The sequence below is a fragment of the Aeromonas caviae genome (assembly GCF_000819785.1).
GTDB classification, from domain to species: domain Bacteria; phylum Pseudomonadota; class Gammaproteobacteria; order Enterobacterales; family Aeromonadaceae; genus Aeromonas; species Aeromonas caviae.
On sequence record NZ_CDBK01000053.1, the window covers coordinates 1 to 15,636 of the forward strand.

Below are 15,636 nucleotides of genomic sequence, written 5' to 3' on the forward strand. Positions count from 1 at the left end.
AGCCCAGTAACGACCACCATATTGAAAAGCCCGCAGCGATGCGGGCTTTTTCGTTTCCGTCTCCCATCAGGTCCGCAGTCGATCCAGCTCGCTTGCCAGGGTGGTGGCCGCCTGTTCCAGTGCCTCGCTCAGGCGCTGGCTGGCATTGGCCTCCTGTCCCAGGGTGGTGGCGGCGTCACCGATGCGCATCAGGTTCTGGTTGATGGTGTCGCTCACGGCACTCTGCTGCTCGGCGGCGGTCGCCACCTGGCTGATGTGATCATGGATCTGCTGGATCTGGGTGACCACCTGATTGAGTGCCTCGAAGGCCTGCTCCGTGCCTTCAACCGTGCTCACCGAGCGGGCGATCCCCGTGCTCATCAGCTGCTGGCTGCTGGTGACCTCGGTTTGCAGGCTGCCGATGAGCTGCCCTATCTCGTCGGTGGATGAGCGGGTCTTGTTGGCCAGCGCCCTCACCTCGTCCGCCACGACGGCAAAGCCCCTGCCCATGTCGCCGGCCCGCGCCGCCTCGATGGCTGCGTTGAGGGCCAGCAGGTTGGTCTGTTCGGCAATGGCCCGGATCACATCGAGAATGTGGCTGATATTGGTGCTGCGCTGGGCGACCTGGGCGACCGCCTTGTCGGCCTGATGCATGTCCTCGACCAGGGTATGGATCTCGCTGCGGGCCCTGCTCAATGTCTGCTGGGCCGTGCTGACATGGTGGGTCGCCGCTTCCGACTCCTGCGCCGCCTGTTCCGCATAGCCCGCTACGCTGACTGCCGTGGTGCTCATCTCGTGCATGGCGCTGACCACGCTCTCCAGCTCCAGGCTCTGATCATCCAGGCTGCTGCGCATGGCATCGGCCGTCTGTTTCATGCCCCTGGCCTGCTGATGCACCTGTTGCCCTATCTGCTTGCTGCCCTGCACCATAGCCCTCAGCTTGCCGAGGAAGGCATTGAGATGCCTGCCCAGCTCGATGAGCTCCTGGTGGGTGTCGATACGCATCTGCTGGGTCAGGTCGCCTTCATTGCTGGCGAGGTGGGAGACGTGGCGGCTGATGAGGGAGAGGGGCGCCGTGATGGTCTGGATGAACCAGACAAGCAGGCCCAGAGCCACCAGGGTGATGACAACGATGGCAACCAGCTGCTGCTGCTGGGTAGCCTGCAACAGGCTGCCGAGCTGCTGGCTGATGGTGTTGGCCTGGCTGAGGGCGAGGGCCTTGGGCACCTTGATCATCAGCCACCACTGGTTGTCGGCAGCCTCGATCCGTATGGGCTGCTGCAGGATGAAATCGCTGTCGGTATCGGCGGGGCGTCCATTCGGGGCAACCAGTCCGGCCTCTGTCAGGGGGCGCCCCAGTTTGTCCGAATGGCGGTTGCTGCCGACGATGAAGCCCGTCTTGCTGACCAGGGTGACCTCGGCCTGGTTGTCATAGAGGCTCTTGCCAAGGTGCTCGGCCAGTTGCTGAAAGATGGGCAGGTTCATGTCGACCCCGGTGATCCCGGCAAACTTGCCATCCTTGAGGACGGGCACCGTCAGGCTGGTCATCAGCATCTTCTGGCCAGGGCTTATCTCGTAGAGGTAGGGTTCCATCAGGCAGGGGCGACGAGTCTCGCGACCGCAGAGATACCACTCGCTGTTGCGAATGCCGAATTCATTGCGCGAGGTGTCGAACTTGGCGTCACTGGTGGCGGCATCTATGGTCTGCTGCGCGATGTTTCCGTTCTGTTCCCGGGTGAAGTAGACCTCGAGACTGCCCTTGCCGGCAACCGAATGGCTGGCGCCCGTCTGCCAGTCGGCGTCCTGTCCGTCGTAACCGTTGGGTTCGAACTGGGCGTAGATGGAACTGATCCCGTTTGCCTGGCGCAGGCGGCTGCCAAGCAGCAGCTCCACTTGCGGGCGACTCAGCCGCTGGTCCGGCTGGGCCATGCTTCCTTCAAGCTGCGCCGCCATGCCGAGCGGTATCTGATAGGCCTGCTGCAACTGGTCTTCGATCTGCACTGCATACCGCTCTGCCTGGAATTGCAGGGAACGGGAAACCTCCTGCTCCAGGGCGCCACGGGTCTGCGCCATGATGTCATCGCGCAGGCCGTTCAGCGAGGAGGACTGTATCCATGTCATGGCGACGCCACTGGCGAGAAAAAGTCCCAGCGTGAGCAACAACAACTTGGTCTTGAGCGAACGTTGTTTCATTCGACAACTCCTTTTGGCAAGAATGACAACGATATGGTCGGAGCGGGTCCTGACAGTTGTACTGTACTGGATTTGTTGATGGGTTTGTGCACGGCTTCTGGTTATAATTTTGGCCTTCCCGAGCGTTGATGGAACAGTCGCAATGAGCAATGCACTGAGCAGTATTCCGCCGGTAGTCGAGATGGACTACCCCTTCCCGGCCAAACCACAGCCCCTGACTCCCGAGCAGAAGGCGACCCTGATCGCCGAGATCAAGGTGCTGCTGCAGGCGCGCCAGGCCGTGCTGGTTGCCCATTACTACACGGATCCCGAGATCCAGGCCCTGGCAGAAGCCACCGGTGGCTTCGTGGGTGACTCCCTCGAGATGGCCCGCTTCGGGCGCGACCATGCGGCCCAGACCCTGATCGTGGCCGGTGTGCGCTTCATGGGAGAGACCTCCAAGATCCTGAGCCCCCACAAGCGGGTGCTGATGCCGACGCTGGAGGCCGAGTGCTCCCTCGATCTGGGTTGCCCCATCGACCAGTTCTCCGCCTTCTGCGATGCCCACCCCGACCACATCGTGGTGGTCTATGCCAATACCTCGGCAGCGGTGAAAGCACGGGCCGACTGGGTGGTCACCTCCAGTATTGCGCTGGAGATCGTCGAACATCTGGACAGTCAGGGTCACAAGATCATCTGGGGCCCGGATAGACACCTCGGCGCCTACATCGAGAAGAAGACGGGGGCCGAGATGCTGCGCTGGCAGGGGCACTGCATCGTGCACGACGAGTTCAAGGCCAAGGCGCTGCGCGAGCTCAAGGCCCAGAACCCGGATGCCGCCGTGCTGGTGCACCCGGAGTCTCCGGCCTCCGTCATCGAGCTGGCGGATGCGGTGGGGTCCACCAGCCAGCTCATCAAGGCCGCCAAAGAGCTGCCCCAGCAGAAACTGATCGTGGCGACCGATCGCGGCATCTTCTACAAGATGCAGCAGGCCTGCCCGGAGAAAGAGATGGTGGAGGCGCCCACCGGCGGCGATGGTGCCACCTGCCGCAGCTGCGCCCACTGCCCCTGGATGGCGATGAACGGCCTAGTGGCCATCAAGGAAGCCCTGACCGACGGTGCCGAGCGTCACGAGATCCATGTGGATGAGGCACTGCGTCTCAAAGCGCTTGTCCCGCTCGACCGCATGCTGGATTTCGCCGCCGAGCTCAAGCTCAAGACCCAGGGCAACGTCTGACTGACTCTGATGGCAAGATGCAAAGAGGGCTCCCGCGGGAGCCCTCTTTATTTATCCGTCATCTGTATCGTCAGATGATGACGGTGGAGAAGCTGTGCTCCTCGTCGGGCGCGACGGTGATCCCGTCCTCGGCGGTGATGGCCGCCTCGACACAGAGCATGGTGCGATAACCGTCGTCACTCATGTCGGCCATGGCGCTGGCCCCTTCCTGCCAGGGGGTCCAGACCACCACGCTGTCGTGGTTGCCGCTGACCACCCGGGTGGTGCGCTCACCATCCTGCACGCTGACCATGGCATCGGGCTGGCGGTAGATGCGATCCATGGCTGCGGTGACGGTCAGCGCTCCCTGTTGCAGTTCGTTTCGGCCGGTCAGCTTGTCCAGATAGGGTTCGCCGAGGCCGGTCACGGTTACCGCTTCCGGCGCACTGATCTGCAGGTAGGTGTGCAGGGCGGCATTGTAGGTGAGCGCTGACTTGCCGGTGTTGCGGGTGGTCAGCACCAGGGAAAGCTCTTTGCCGACCAGTACGTCCAGCTCCAGCTCGAAGGCATGGGGCCAGAGTGTCCTGCTGGCATCGTTGTCACGCAGGGAGAGGTGGACGAGTGTGCCATCCCCGTGATCGGAGACCCCATCCAGCGTCCACAGGCAGTTGCGTGCGAAGCCATGAGCCGGCTTGCCGCTGCCAACGCGAGCGGGGGAGGGGCCGAACCAGGGCCAGCAGAGGGGAATGCCGCCGCGAATGGGCTTGCTGCCATCCAGTATCGCCTTGTCGCTGAGCCAGAGAGAGGCCGGCTCACCATGGCGTTGGTAACGCAGCACATGGGCGCCAAACAGGCTTATCTCGGCCCTGGCGTGCTCATTGTCTATGGTCAGCAGGGGCAGGCCATCCTGGCTCAGGGTGCAGTGGGCAGTCAGCGTACGTGTCGGTGTCATAAAGGCTCCAGTGCTCGGGGACATTCAGAAAGGGTCCGTGATTCAGAATACAAAAAGGCGGCCATTGGCCGCCTTTTTTCAAGCTACGCGATTGCGCATCCCAAATTACTTGGAGATGTGAGCGATCAGGTCCAAAACCTTGCTGGAGTAGCCCATTTCGTTGTCGTACCAGGAGACGACTTTCACGAAGGTCTTGTTCAGCTGGATACCAGCCTTGGCATCGAACACGGAAGTCTGACGCTCACCCAGGAAGTCGGTGGAAACCACTTCGTCTTCGGTGTAGCCCAGCACGCCCTTCATGGCGCCTTCGGAGGCAGCCTTCATGGCCTGGCAGATTTCAGCGTAGGACGCTTCTTTCTTCAGGTTGACGGTCAGGTCAACAACGGACACGTCCGGAGTCGGAACGCGGAAGGCCATGCCGGTCAGCTTGCCGTTCAGTTCCGGGATGACCACGCCAACAGCCTTGGCAGCACCGGTAGAGGACGGGATGATGTTCTGAGCCGCACCGCGGCCACCGCGCCAGTCTTTGGCAGACGGACCATCAACGGTCTTCTGGGTAGCAGTGGTAGCGTGAACGGTGGTCATCAGGCCGGATTCGATACCGAAGGTATCGTTCAGAACCTTGGCGATGGGGGCCAGGCAGTTGGTGGTGCAGGAAGCGTTGGAAACGATGTCCTGACCAGCGTAGGAATCCTGGTTGACGCCCATGACGAACATCGGGGTAGCGTCTTTGGACGGACCGGTCAGTACGACTTTCTTGGCACCGGCAGCGATGTGCTTGCGAGCGGTTTCGTCGGTCAGGAACAGACCGGTGGCTTCGGCAACAACGTCAACACCGATTTCGCCCCATTTCAGGTTGGCCGGGTCACGTTCAGCGGTAACACGTACGGTTTTGCCGTTGACGATCAGGTTGCCGTCTTTGACTTCAACAGTGCCCTTGAAGCGACCGTGAGTGGAGTCGTACTTCAGCATGTAAGCCATGTAGTCAACGTCGATCAGGTCGTTGATACCAACCACTTCGATGTCAGCACGCTCAGCGGCCAGACGGAAAACGAAACGACCGATACGGCCAAAACCGTTAATACCTACTTTGATAGTCATAATTGGTTACCTAACTGTTCAGTAGTCAAAGAAAATTCCGTTTGTAAATTTACTAGAACTCCCTCGCGAGTCAACCAACAATCTGCGCGAAATTGCGCTATATCATGAAAAACTGTGAAATTTATTTTCGGTTTATGTAACTGGCTACCAACTTTTGTTGAATGCATCATCAGCAAAGTCGGTGGCAGAGAACAACAATAGTGCCTGCCCGGTCACACATCCAGCCGGGGAGATATGTAAAAATGTGCGCGGTTTAGCATGGCCAAAGAGCCACTGTTCAAGTACCAACCATAAAAATTAATCACAAAATAGCGTAGACAGAATCCACAGCGGGAATTCTCAAACTATGACCACCCTGATTGAACAGCTGGCTGCCGCCAAAGGCATTGCCAGCGAGTATGTTGATGCCTGGGGCCAGCCGGCCCTGGTATCGGAAGAGAGCAAGGCCGCCATGCTGGGCGCCATGGGCTACCGCGTCGACGACGAGGCCGCCCTGTCCGAACAGCTTGAGCAGGAGCACCGCCAGCACTGGCTGCGCGCGCTGGATCCCGTGATGGTGGTACGCAGCGGCGACGCCGTTACTCTTGAGGTTCGCCTCCCCATCGAATTCGTCAACGATGCCCTCACCTGGCAGCTCCAGCAGGAGCAGGGTGCAGTGCTGTCCGGTCAACTCACTCCCATCGAGGGTGAGCTGGTCGGGGTGGCCGAGTTCGAGGAGATGGAGTGTCAGGCCTATCGCGTCACCCTGGATGTGCAGCCTGCGCTGGGTTATCACCAGCTCATCCTGCTGGAAGAGGGCAATGACGAGCCGCTGGCCACCATGCGTCTCATCGTTGCCCCCAAGTCCTGCTACAAGCAGGCGCCCATCGCCAATGGTCGCAAGGTGTGGGGCCCGAGCGTCCAGCTCTACTGCCTGCGCAGCCGCCACAACTGGGGCATCGGCGATTTCAGCGATCTCGGCCAGCTGGTTGAGAATGCCGCCGCCTGGGGAGCCCACTTCGTCGGTCTCAACCCCATTCATGCCCTCTATCCGGCGAACCCGGAGAGTGCCAGCCCCTACAGCCCCTCTTCCCGTCGCTGGCTCAACGTCGCCTATATCGACGTGGAAGCGGTGCCCGAATTCCTGGGCAACGATCGCCTGAAAGCGGAGGTGGCGAGCCCGGCCTTCCAGCAGCACCTCACCTCCCTGCGGGTAAAGGACAACGTGGATTACACCGGCGTCATCCAGACCAAGATCGGGATGCTGCGCCAGGTGTTCGACCAGGCCAGCTTCAGCGCCGAGCGTCAGGCTGCGTTCGATGCCTTCGTGGCTGCCGGCGGTGACAGCCTGCAACAGCAGGCAGCGTTTGACGCCCTTCAGGCCCACTTCTATGCCAAGGGCGAGAATGCCTGGGGCTGGCCGGTCTGGCCCGAGGCGCTGCGCGATTACCACAACCCCGAAGTGGCGGCCTGGATGGCCGAGCACCAGCAGGATGTGGCCTTCTATCTCTATCTGCAGTTCCTGGCTGACGAGCAGCTGGCCCGGGCCGATGCCCGCGCCAAGGCCGCCGGCATGGTGATGGGGATCTACCGGGATCTGGCGGTCGGCGTCTCCGAAGGTTCCACCGAGATCTGGGCAAACCGGGATCTCTACTGCCCGAAAGCCTCGGTCGGTGCACCGCCCGACATTCTCGGCCCCCTCGGCCAGAACTGGGGCCTGCCCCCCATGAACCCGAACCAGCTGTTCGAGGCCGCCTACCAGCCCATGGTGGATCTGTTCCGTGCCAACATGCGCTCCTGCGGCGCCCTGCGCATCGACCACGTGATGGCCTTGCTGCGCCTGTGGTGGGTGCCGCCCGGAGAGTCCGCCGCCAAGGGGGCCTACATCTATTACCCGGTGAACGATCTGCTGGGGATCCTGGCGCTGGAATCCCACCGCAACCAGTGTCTGCTGATCGGCGAGGATCTCGGTACCGTGCCGGAGGGGATCGACGTGACCCTGAAAGAGAACGGCGTCCACTCCTACAAGGTGTTCTTCTTCGAGCGTTCCAAGGACGATGGTGGCTTCATATCCCCGGCGCACTACGCCGAGCAGGCGATGTCCGCCCTGACCACCCACGACATGCCGACCCTCAAAGGCTTCTGGCACTGCGACGATCTGGCGCTGGGACGCGAACTGGGCCTGTACCCGGATGAAGACGTACTCAAGACCCTGTATGCTGATCGCCACCAGGCCAAGCAGCGGATCCTTGACAGCCTGCATGCTCATGGGGTCATCTCTGGCAATATCAGTCACGACGTGAACTGGGTCGGCATGAATACCGAGCTCAACCACGGTCTGCAACTGCACATGTCCCGCGGCAGCTGTGCCCTGTTCAGCACCCAGCTCGAAGACTGGCTGGAGATGGACAAGCCGGTCAACGTGCCGGGTACCAGCTACGAGTACCCCAACTGGCGTCGCAAGCTCTCCCGGGATCTGGAGGATATCTTCGCCGACGAGGCGCTCAAGAATCTGGCGGGCAAGATGAGCCGGGCCCGTGACGAGGCCAGCCGTTGAGCCTTGAACGCCAACATGTGACTCACTTTCATCCGCTTCGGCTTCGGCCGAAGCGGATGTTCAGCCATCAAAGGAAATGTCGATGCCCGTTGAACGTTTGGTTGCCGCCCGCTGTGCCGATCCCTTCTCCCATCTAGGCCTGCTGGCCAATCCGGATGGGCCAGGCCTGAAACTCACCGCCTGGTTGCCCGATGCACTCGAGGTCCGGGTCAGGGATCTCAAGTCAGGCAAGATAGTTGCCACCCTGACCGCCGCTGACGAAGCGGGCCTCTTTGAAACTGTTTTCACCCGCCGCAAGAATCCCTTCCCCTACCAGCTCATCGCGACCTACGCCGACGCCAGTGCCGACATCATCGACCCCTATCAGTTCCAGGCCGCTGCCTGGGAGGGGCTGGCGGAACTCACCTGGCAACCGGAAAACCTCTACCACACCCTCGGCGCCCAGTTGCGCACCGTGACGCACCTCGGCCAGCAGGTGGAAGGGGTACGCTTTGCCGTCTACGCGCCGAGCGCCACCGCCGTGAGCCTCATCGGCGATTTCAACTTCTGGGATGGCCGCCGTCACCCCATGCAGCGCAGCCAGTGCGGCCACTGGGTGCTGTTCGTGCCGGGGCTCAAGGCCGGGGATCGCTACAAATTCGAACTGAAAGACCCGGCGGGCAATCGCCTGCCCCACAAGAGCGACCCGGTGGGCTTCTACTGCGAGCAGTACCCCTCGTTCGCCTCCGTGGTCTATGACCACGGCCAGTACCAGTGGCAGGACGCCGACTGGTGCGAGAGTCAGCTCAATGACAAGCGCGAGCAGCCCCTTTCCATCTACGAGCTGCACGTGGGTTCCTGGAAGCGTCACTCCAACGGCGACAGCCTGAGCTGGCGCGAGCTGGCGGTGGAACTGGTGGATTACATCAAGGAGATGGAGTACACCCACATCGAGCTGCTGCCAGTCTCCGAGCATCCCTTCAGCGGCTCCTGGGGCTACCAGCCGGTGGGCATGTTCTCCCCCACCAGCCGCTACGGCACGGCCGACGATTTCAAATACTTCGTGGATCAGTGCCACCAGGCGGGGATCGGCGTGATTCTGGATTGGGTGCCCGCCCACTTCCCGTCCGATGCCCACGGCCTGGCCCGCTTCGACGGCACGCCGCTCTACGAGTACGAAGATCCGCGCCGTGGCTGGCACCCGGACTGGAACTCCTACATCTATGACTTCGGTCGCGACACCGTGCGCCAATTCCTGGTGGCCAGCGCCCTGTTCTGGCTCGACAAGTTCCACATCGACGGCCTGCGGGTGGATGCGGTCGCCTCCATGCTCTATCTGGATTACTCCCGCAACGCCGGTGAGTGGGTGCCCAACGTCGATGGCGGCAACCACAACTACGAGGCGATCAGCCTCTTGAAGTGGACCAACGAGGAGGTGTACGGCAAGTACCCCCACGCCATGACCATCGCCGAGGAGTCCACCGCTTTTGCCGGGGTCTCCCGTCCCACCTTCCTTGGCGGCCTGGGGTTTGGCTTCAAGTGGAATATGGGCTGGATGCACGACACCCTCAGCTACATGCAAAAAGAGCCCATTCACCGTCGCTACCACCACAACGACATGACCTTCTCCATGGTGTACCACTATGACGAGAACTTCATTCTGTCCCTCTCCCACGACGAGGTGGTCCACGGCAAGCACTCACTGCTCTACAAGATGCCGGGGGACGAGTGGCAGCAGGCCGCCAACCTGCGCGCCTACATGGGCTTCATGTATGCCCACCCCGGCAAGAAGCTCAACTTCATGGGTACCGAGATCGCCCAGAGCAACGAGTGGAATCACGATGCCCAGCTGCCCTGGCACCTGTTGCAGTACCCCAGGCACGGCGGCCAGCAGCGGCTGATCCGGGATCTCAACCACCTCTATCGTCATGAACCTGCCTTGTATCAGGCGGATTATGAACAGGCCGGTTTCCGCTGGCTGGATCACCAGGACGCGGACAACAGCATCTTCGCCTGGCTGCGGGCCGACAAGCTGGGGGCCCATCCGCTGGTGGTGGCCTGCAACTTCACCCCGGTGCCGCGCATCGGTTACCGTCTCGGGGTGCCGGCTGCCGGTCGCTATCGGGTGGTGCTCAATACAGACAGCGAGCATTACTGGGGCAGCAACTATGATGTGGGTCTGGTCTTCGTCGCCGAGGCGACCCCCTGGCAGGGGATGGCACACAGCCTGGTGCTGGACTTGCCGCCGCTCGCGACCTTGTTCATCAAACAGGAGTCCTGATGTTTGAAATGGAAAACGGGGTAGATCACCCGCTTGGCGCCCGTCTGGACGAGACGGGCTGCCACTTCTGTGTCTGGGCTCCCCAATCGGACAAGGTAGAGCTCTGCCTGTTCGACGAAGAGGAGCAAGAGCTGGCGCGTCTCCCCTTGCCCGGTCGGCGCGGCCAGTACTGGTTCGGCCACGTGCGCGGGGTCAAGGCCGGTCAGCGCTATGGCTACCGGGTGCATGGCTCTCCCCAGGAGGGGTTGCTGTTCAACCCGGACAAGCTGCTGATCGACCCCTATGCCCGGGCGCTCAGCCGTGCCACCCACTGGGACGACGCCCTTTACGAGGGGGACAGCGCGGCCATGGTGGGCAAGTCGGTGGTGGTGGACGATGCCTTCGACTGGCAGGGGGTCGGCAAGCCCGGCATCCCGCCGGAGCGGGTCGTGCTCTACGAGACCCACGTCAAGGGGTTCACCCGCCAGCACCCCGGCATCCCCAAGGCGTTGCAGGGCACCTATCTTGGCATCAGCCACCCGCTGATGATCGAGCATCTGCAGGGGCTGGGGGTGACCTCGGTCCAGCTGATGCCGGTGGCGGCCTTCATGTCCGAGCCCAGGCTCGAGCAGCTGGGGCTGACCAATTACTGGGGCTACAACCCCATCGCCTTCTTCGCGCCCGAACCGCGCTACGGGGCGAAGGACGCGGTGACCGAGTTCAAGACCATGGTGCGCGAGCTGCACCGGGCGGGGCTCGAAGTGATCCTGGACGTGGTCTACAACCACACCGCGGAGTCGGGCTTCGACGGCCCCATGCTCTCCCTCAAGGGGTTTGACAACGCGGGCTACTACGCCTTCGAGTCGGGGGCCCACGGTCCGGATTACCATCGCCACGCCAACGTCACCGGCTGCGGCAACAGCGTCAATCTGGATCACCCCAATACCTTGCGACTGGTGCTCGATGCCCTACGCTACTGGGTTACCGAGATGCAGGTGGACGGTTTTCGCTTCGATCTGGCGGTCACCCTGGCGCGGGAAGCGGGGGAGTTCGATCCCATGAGCGCCTTCTTCAAGGCCATGATGGCGGATCCCGTGCTGGCGCGGGTCAGGCTCATCGCCGAACCCTGGGACATCGGCCCCTTCGGCTATCGTCTCGGCCAGTTTCCGAGCCAGTGGCTGGAGATCAACGATCGTTACCGCGACACGGTGCGCGCCTTCTGGCGCGGGGATGCGGGCAAGATGGGGGATTTTGCCACCCGTCTGGTGGGCTCGCGGGATCTCTTCCCGAAGAACTGGCGCTCCCCCCACACCAGCGTCAACTACCTCTGCTATCACGACGGCTTCACCCTCGAGGATCTGGTCTCCTACAACCAGCGCCACAACCAGGCCAACGGCGAGGACAACCGGGACGGCCACGGCAACAACCTCTCCAGCAACCACGGGGTGGAGGGGCCGACCCTGGACCCGCGCATCAACAACCTGCGCCAGCAGCAGAAGCGCAACCTCATCGCCACCCTGCTGCTGTCACAGGGGACGCCCCACTTCCTCGCCGGGGACGAGATGGGCCGCAGCCAGCTCGGCAACAACAACGCCTACTGTCAGGACAACCAGATAAGCTGGGTGAACTGGCAACTGCGCCCGGAGGACGAGCGGCTGCTTGCCTTCACCCGCCAGATGATGGCGCTGCGGGCGGAGTCCGGGGTCTTCTCCAACCTGCAACTGAGCGACGACGGCTGGAACGGCAAGGCGACCAGCTGCCACCAGGTGAACTGGTATCACCCGGACGGCCATCAGCTCACCGATCAGGACTGGCACGCCCCCATGGGGCAGGCGTTTGCCATGGACATCGGCATGATTGGCTGCACCGGGGAGCGCTGGTACGTGCTGTTCAACGCCAGCGACTATGACATCCAGTTCCGCCTGCCGCCGCCGGGGGAGGGCATGGAGTGGATCCAGACCATCGACACCGCCACCAACGACGGTCTGCCCTTCCTGCCGGACGACATCAAGCGGCAGGTGGCGGTGGGGCGTGCCCACTCCCTCAAGCTGCTGGAGCGGGTCGCCCTGCCGGCGGCGGTGCTGGCGAGTGAAGGGGTGGTGGCAGCGGATGTTGTCGCCGTGTTGCCAACGGGATCACAGTTCCCACTGGCGGGGTAGAGCCAGGCGCCCTGACTGGGTATGCTGGGCACCGTTATCAGTGGTGAGGAGCCGGAATGAGCAGTAACAACCCTGAACAGTGGCGCGACAAGCTGAGTGCAGAGCAGTTCCACGTCTGCTGGGAGAAAGGGACCGAGCGTCCCTACAGCGGTGCCCTGCTGCACAACCGCAAGAGCGGCGATTACCACTGCGTCTGCTGCAAGCAGGTGCTGTTCCACTCAGCAGCCAAGTTCGACGCGGGCTGCGGCTGGCCCTCGTTCGACCGGGCCATCGAGGGGACGGTGACCTACACCGAGGACAACAGTCACGGCATGAAGCGGGTGGAGATCACCTGCAGCCAGTGCGGCTCCCACCTCGGCCACGTCTTCCCCGACGGGCCGACCGAGACCGGCCAGCGCTACTGCGTCAACAGCCTGAGCCTGGATTTCGAGCCCGACGCCTGATCCCCGACACGACCAGCGGCGCCTCCCTTCGGAGGCGCCGCTTTTTTATCTCCTCCTGTCAGGTGCCGGGCTATGCCAGCGGCAGGTAGATGTCGGTGACCAGCTCATGGGTGGGCACCTCGTGTACAAAGTTGTGGTAGTGGAAGAAGAGCGGAAAATCCCGCAGCTCTTCGCCGCTGGCGGGCAGCCAGTCGCGGTAGAGCGCCCGGGCGCAGTCGGCCAGGAGGTCGTGGGAGCCGTGGTGGCGTACCACGGCGCAGCGCCCGGCCGGGATGAGGGCATTCTTCACGCCCCACTCATTGTCCTCGGCGACGGGGGCCTCGACGCTGCCACAGAGGGTAAAGCGAAACGCCGCACCCTCCGTCGTGGCGGGGTCGTCCGGCGCCAGACCATAGGTCCGGCTGGTGGCGACCGGGGAGCCGCCCGTGGCCTTGCGCCACTGGATGAAGCGCGCCGCGGTGTCGTTGATGCGCTCGGGCAGGCCCTGATGGGTCAGGGCGGCGACGGCGGTCTGCGGGAACTGGATGATGTCGACTCGCATGGGGTCAATCCTCTTTGTGGGGGGCCGTGGCAGGCAGCGATGCCAGCTGGCCCAGTCCGGGTGCTGCCTGAACTGGCTGGGCGTCAGGCCGAACGTCTGCTTGAAGGCGCGACTGAAAGATTCGCCATGCTGGAAGCCGGCATCGAGGGCGATATCAGTCACCTTGTCCAGAGGCGCGAATGCCAACCGGTAAGAGGCCCGCTTCAGCCGCAGCAGCTGGATGTAACGCCCCAGCGGCACGCCGCAGTAAGCGGCAAATTGCCGATGAAAGTGAAAGGGCGAAAAGTGCGCCACGGCGCTGAGCCGCTCCAGCGACAGGTCGTCGTCGAGATGGCGCTCGATGTGCTCTGTCACCGTTTGAAAGCGTCGGCGGTAGGCCTCTGTCTGGTTGTGATCCATGGTCTCTCCTCTGTGCTGCCCACTATCGGCCAACGGGCCCGAGCTGTCCTGACGGATCTTGCTCTCTTTGCCTCCCCTCGGGGAGAAGAGCCATGACCGACAGCCCGGCGGGCGCTGCCTGACTTGTCGCGGGTTCGTCAGGCCAGCAGCAGGGCTGCCCCCGTCAGCAGGGCGGCGAGGGGCAGAACGGGGAGCCGTGGCACCCGCAGCAGGTAGAAGCCGACGGCGGCCAGCGCCAGATCGGTGGGGGAGAGCACGGCGCTCTGCCACACCGGCTGATAGAGGGCCGCCAGCAGCAGCCCCACCACGGCGGCGTTGATACCGGCCACGGCCCCCGCCAGACGGGGGCGGGCCAGCCAGTGCTGCCAGCAGGGGCCCAGCGCCCAGAGCAGCAAGAAACCCGGCAGGAAGAGCGCCAGTGTCGCCAGCAGCGCCCCGATGAGGGGAGTGGCGGGCAGCAGCACGGCGCCCAGGTAGGTGGCCAGGGTGAACATGGGGCCGGGTACCAGCTGGGCCAGGCCGTAGCCGGTCAGGAACTGCTGCTCGCTCAGGTGGTGACCCAGGCTCTCCTGCAACAGTGGCAGCACCACGTGGCCACCGCCAAACACCAGGCTGCCTGCCCGGTAAAAGTCGGCCAGCAACTGGCTGACGGGGCCGCTCGCCACCAGGGGCAGGCCGACGAACAGCAGGGCGAACAGCAGCAGGGTCGGCCAGTGAGGCTGGCGAGCCGGAGTGGACGTGGGGCCCTGACTCCCCGGGTGCGGCTCGCGCAAGGCACAGAGCAGGGCCGCGCCGAGCAGCATGGCGACCTGGGTCAGAAGACCGGGGGCGAACCAGAGGGCGGCGGCGGTGGCCACCATGACCCCCTGTTGCAGCGCCGTCTTGCAGAACTGGCGGCTCATGGTGAGCACGGCATCCGCCACCACGACGAGCGCTAGCAGCTTGAGGCCGTGCAGGGCGGCGTCCAGCCAGAGGTTGCCCGCAAGCTGACCCAGACCGACGGCGGCCGCCAGCAACAGCAGGAAGGAGGGGAGGGTAAAGCCGACGAAGGCGGCCAGGGCGCCGCCGATGCCGGCACGGTGGCGGCCGATGGCAAAGCCGAGCTGGCTGGAGGCCGGACCCGGCAGCAGTTGGCACAGGGCCAGCAACTGGGCGAACTCCCCCTGGTTCAGCCAGCCCAGCCGCTGGACAAAGGTGCGCTGAAAATAGCCGATATGGGCGGCCGGCCCGCCAACACTGATGCACCCCAGCCACAAGAACTGCATGAACACCTGTCCCATCTTCCCCTCCTCGTCATCATCTTGGCCCGGATAATATGACAAAAAAGTGACAGTTTGGTGACGGTACGCCCTCCCGCGCTGCCTGCCATCAACAGGGGCTGGCGGGGGGGGCTGGTCGCCTCCGCCAGCAGACGAGAGGTGCCGGGGTGACGCGCGGCAGCCTGCCGGTGAGGGTCAGGGGGCAGGTTGTGCCTGGGGCAGGTAGCATTGTCCCGCCAGCCAGCAGGCGATGGACTGGCGACTGGCATCGAAGTGAGGCTCGGGCAGAGTGTGCGGGTCGCACCAGATCCAGCCCTCGCATTTTTCCGGCTCCAGCAGTTGCGGCTCCCCGTTCACCTCTGCCAGCAGGGTGACCGAGATGTAGTGCAGGCCGCTCTCGCGCCAGGTCTCCAGGTTGTTGGTGACGGCGATGACGCGAGGCTGGCGGATGACGAAGCCGGTCTCCTCCGCCACCTCCCGGATGGCTGCCGACTCGAAGGTCTCCCCCAATTCCAGATGACCGCCGGCGATGGACCAGTAGGGGGCATGGCTGCCCTTGCGCTTGCCAAGCAGTACCTGGCCCTGGCCATTGGTGAGAATGACGCCGACACCGACGCGGGGATAGGGGGTAGACATAGGG

Annotated in this window: 11 protein-coding genes; 5 read left to right on the plus strand and 6 right to left on the minus strand. The window is 63.3% G+C overall.

The features are described 5' to 3' along the window. Positions 1-66 precede the first annotated feature (66 nt). Complete coding sequence (locus BN1120_RS09170; protein WP_042015766.1) at positions 67-2,172, minus strand: methyl-accepting chemotaxis protein; 2,106 nt, start codon at positions 2,170-2,172, stop codon at positions 67-69. 142 nt (positions 2,173-2,314) lie between these two features. Between BN1120_RS09170 and nadA the strand changes: the two genes are divergently transcribed. Then, entirely contained in the window at positions 2,315-3,388 is a 1,074-nt protein-coding gene (nadA, locus tag BN1120_RS09175) for a quinolinate synthase NadA (RefSeq protein ID WP_042015768.1), read from the plus strand. Between the two features lie 70 nt (positions 3,389-3,458). Here the strand turns inward: nadA and BN1120_RS09180 are convergent, their stop codons facing one another. Both BN1120_RS09180 and gap read right to left on the minus strand, forming a co-directional pair. Next, entirely contained in the window at positions 3,459-4,319 is an 861-nt protein-coding gene (locus BN1120_RS09180; RefSeq protein ID WP_042015770.1) for a D-hexose-6-phosphate mutarotase, read from the minus strand. Between the two features lie 105 nt (positions 4,320-4,424). Further along, positions 4,425-5,420 carry a type I glyceraldehyde-3-phosphate dehydrogenase gene (gene gap, locus BN1120_RS09185; RefSeq protein WP_010672882.1) on the minus strand — a complete coding sequence of 332 codons (996 nt, stop codon included), beginning with the start codon at positions 5,418-5,420 and terminating at the stop codon, positions 4,425-4,427. Between the two features lie 346 nt (positions 5,421-5,766). Between gap and malQ the strand changes: the two genes are divergently transcribed. The 4 genes from malQ to msrB all read left to right on the plus strand — a co-directional run bounded on the left by malQ (position 5,767) and on the right by msrB (position 12,797). Next, positions 5,767-7,956, plus strand: a complete 2,190-nt coding sequence (gene malQ / locus BN1120_RS09190; RefSeq protein ID WP_010672883.1) for a 4-alpha-glucanotransferase — start codon at positions 5,767-5,769, stop codon at positions 7,954-7,956. Between the two features lie 82 nt (positions 7,957-8,038). Beyond that, the gene (gene glgB / locus BN1120_RS09195) at positions 8,039-10,216 is read left to right on the plus strand and encodes a 1,4-alpha-glucan branching protein GlgB (RefSeq protein WP_042015771.1); all 2,178 of its coding nucleotides are present in this window, start codon (positions 8,039-8,041) and stop codon (positions 10,214-10,216) included. Next, entirely contained in the window at positions 10,216-12,354 is a 2,139-nt protein-coding gene (glgX, locus tag BN1120_RS09200) for a glycogen debranching protein GlgX (RefSeq protein WP_042015773.1), read from the plus strand. The genes glgB and glgX overlap by 1 nt, the downstream gene beginning before the upstream one ends. A 56-nt stretch (positions 12,355-12,410) precedes the next feature. After that, positions 12,411-12,797 carry a peptide-methionine (R)-S-oxide reductase MsrB gene (gene msrB / locus BN1120_RS09205; RefSeq protein ID WP_041211021.1) on the plus strand — a complete coding sequence of 129 codons (387 nt, stop codon included), beginning with the start codon at positions 12,411-12,413 and terminating at the stop codon, positions 12,795-12,797. Positions 12,798-12,867: 70 nt separating this feature from the next. Here msrB and BN1120_RS09210 read toward each other — a convergent pair whose 3' ends face one another. The 3 genes from BN1120_RS09210 to BN1120_RS09220 form a co-directional block, all read right to left on the minus strand. Next, the gene (locus BN1120_RS09210; protein WP_010672887.1) at positions 12,868-13,737 is read right to left on the minus strand and encodes an AraC family transcriptional regulator; all 870 of its coding nucleotides are present in this window, start codon (positions 13,735-13,737) and stop codon (positions 12,868-12,870) included. A 137-nt stretch (positions 13,738-13,874) separates the two neighbouring features. After that, positions 13,875-15,017 (minus strand): chromate efflux transporter, encoded by a 1,143-nt coding sequence (chrA, locus tag BN1120_RS09215; RefSeq protein ID WP_042015776.1) that lies wholly within the window; start codon positions 15,015-15,017, stop codon positions 13,875-13,877. A 174-nt stretch (positions 15,018-15,191) separates the two neighbouring features. Further along, complete coding sequence (locus tag BN1120_RS09220; protein WP_042015777.1) at positions 15,192-15,632, minus strand: nucleotide triphosphate diphosphatase NUDT15; 441 nt, start codon at positions 15,630-15,632, stop codon at positions 15,192-15,194. Positions 15,633-15,636 lie beyond the last annotated feature (4 nt).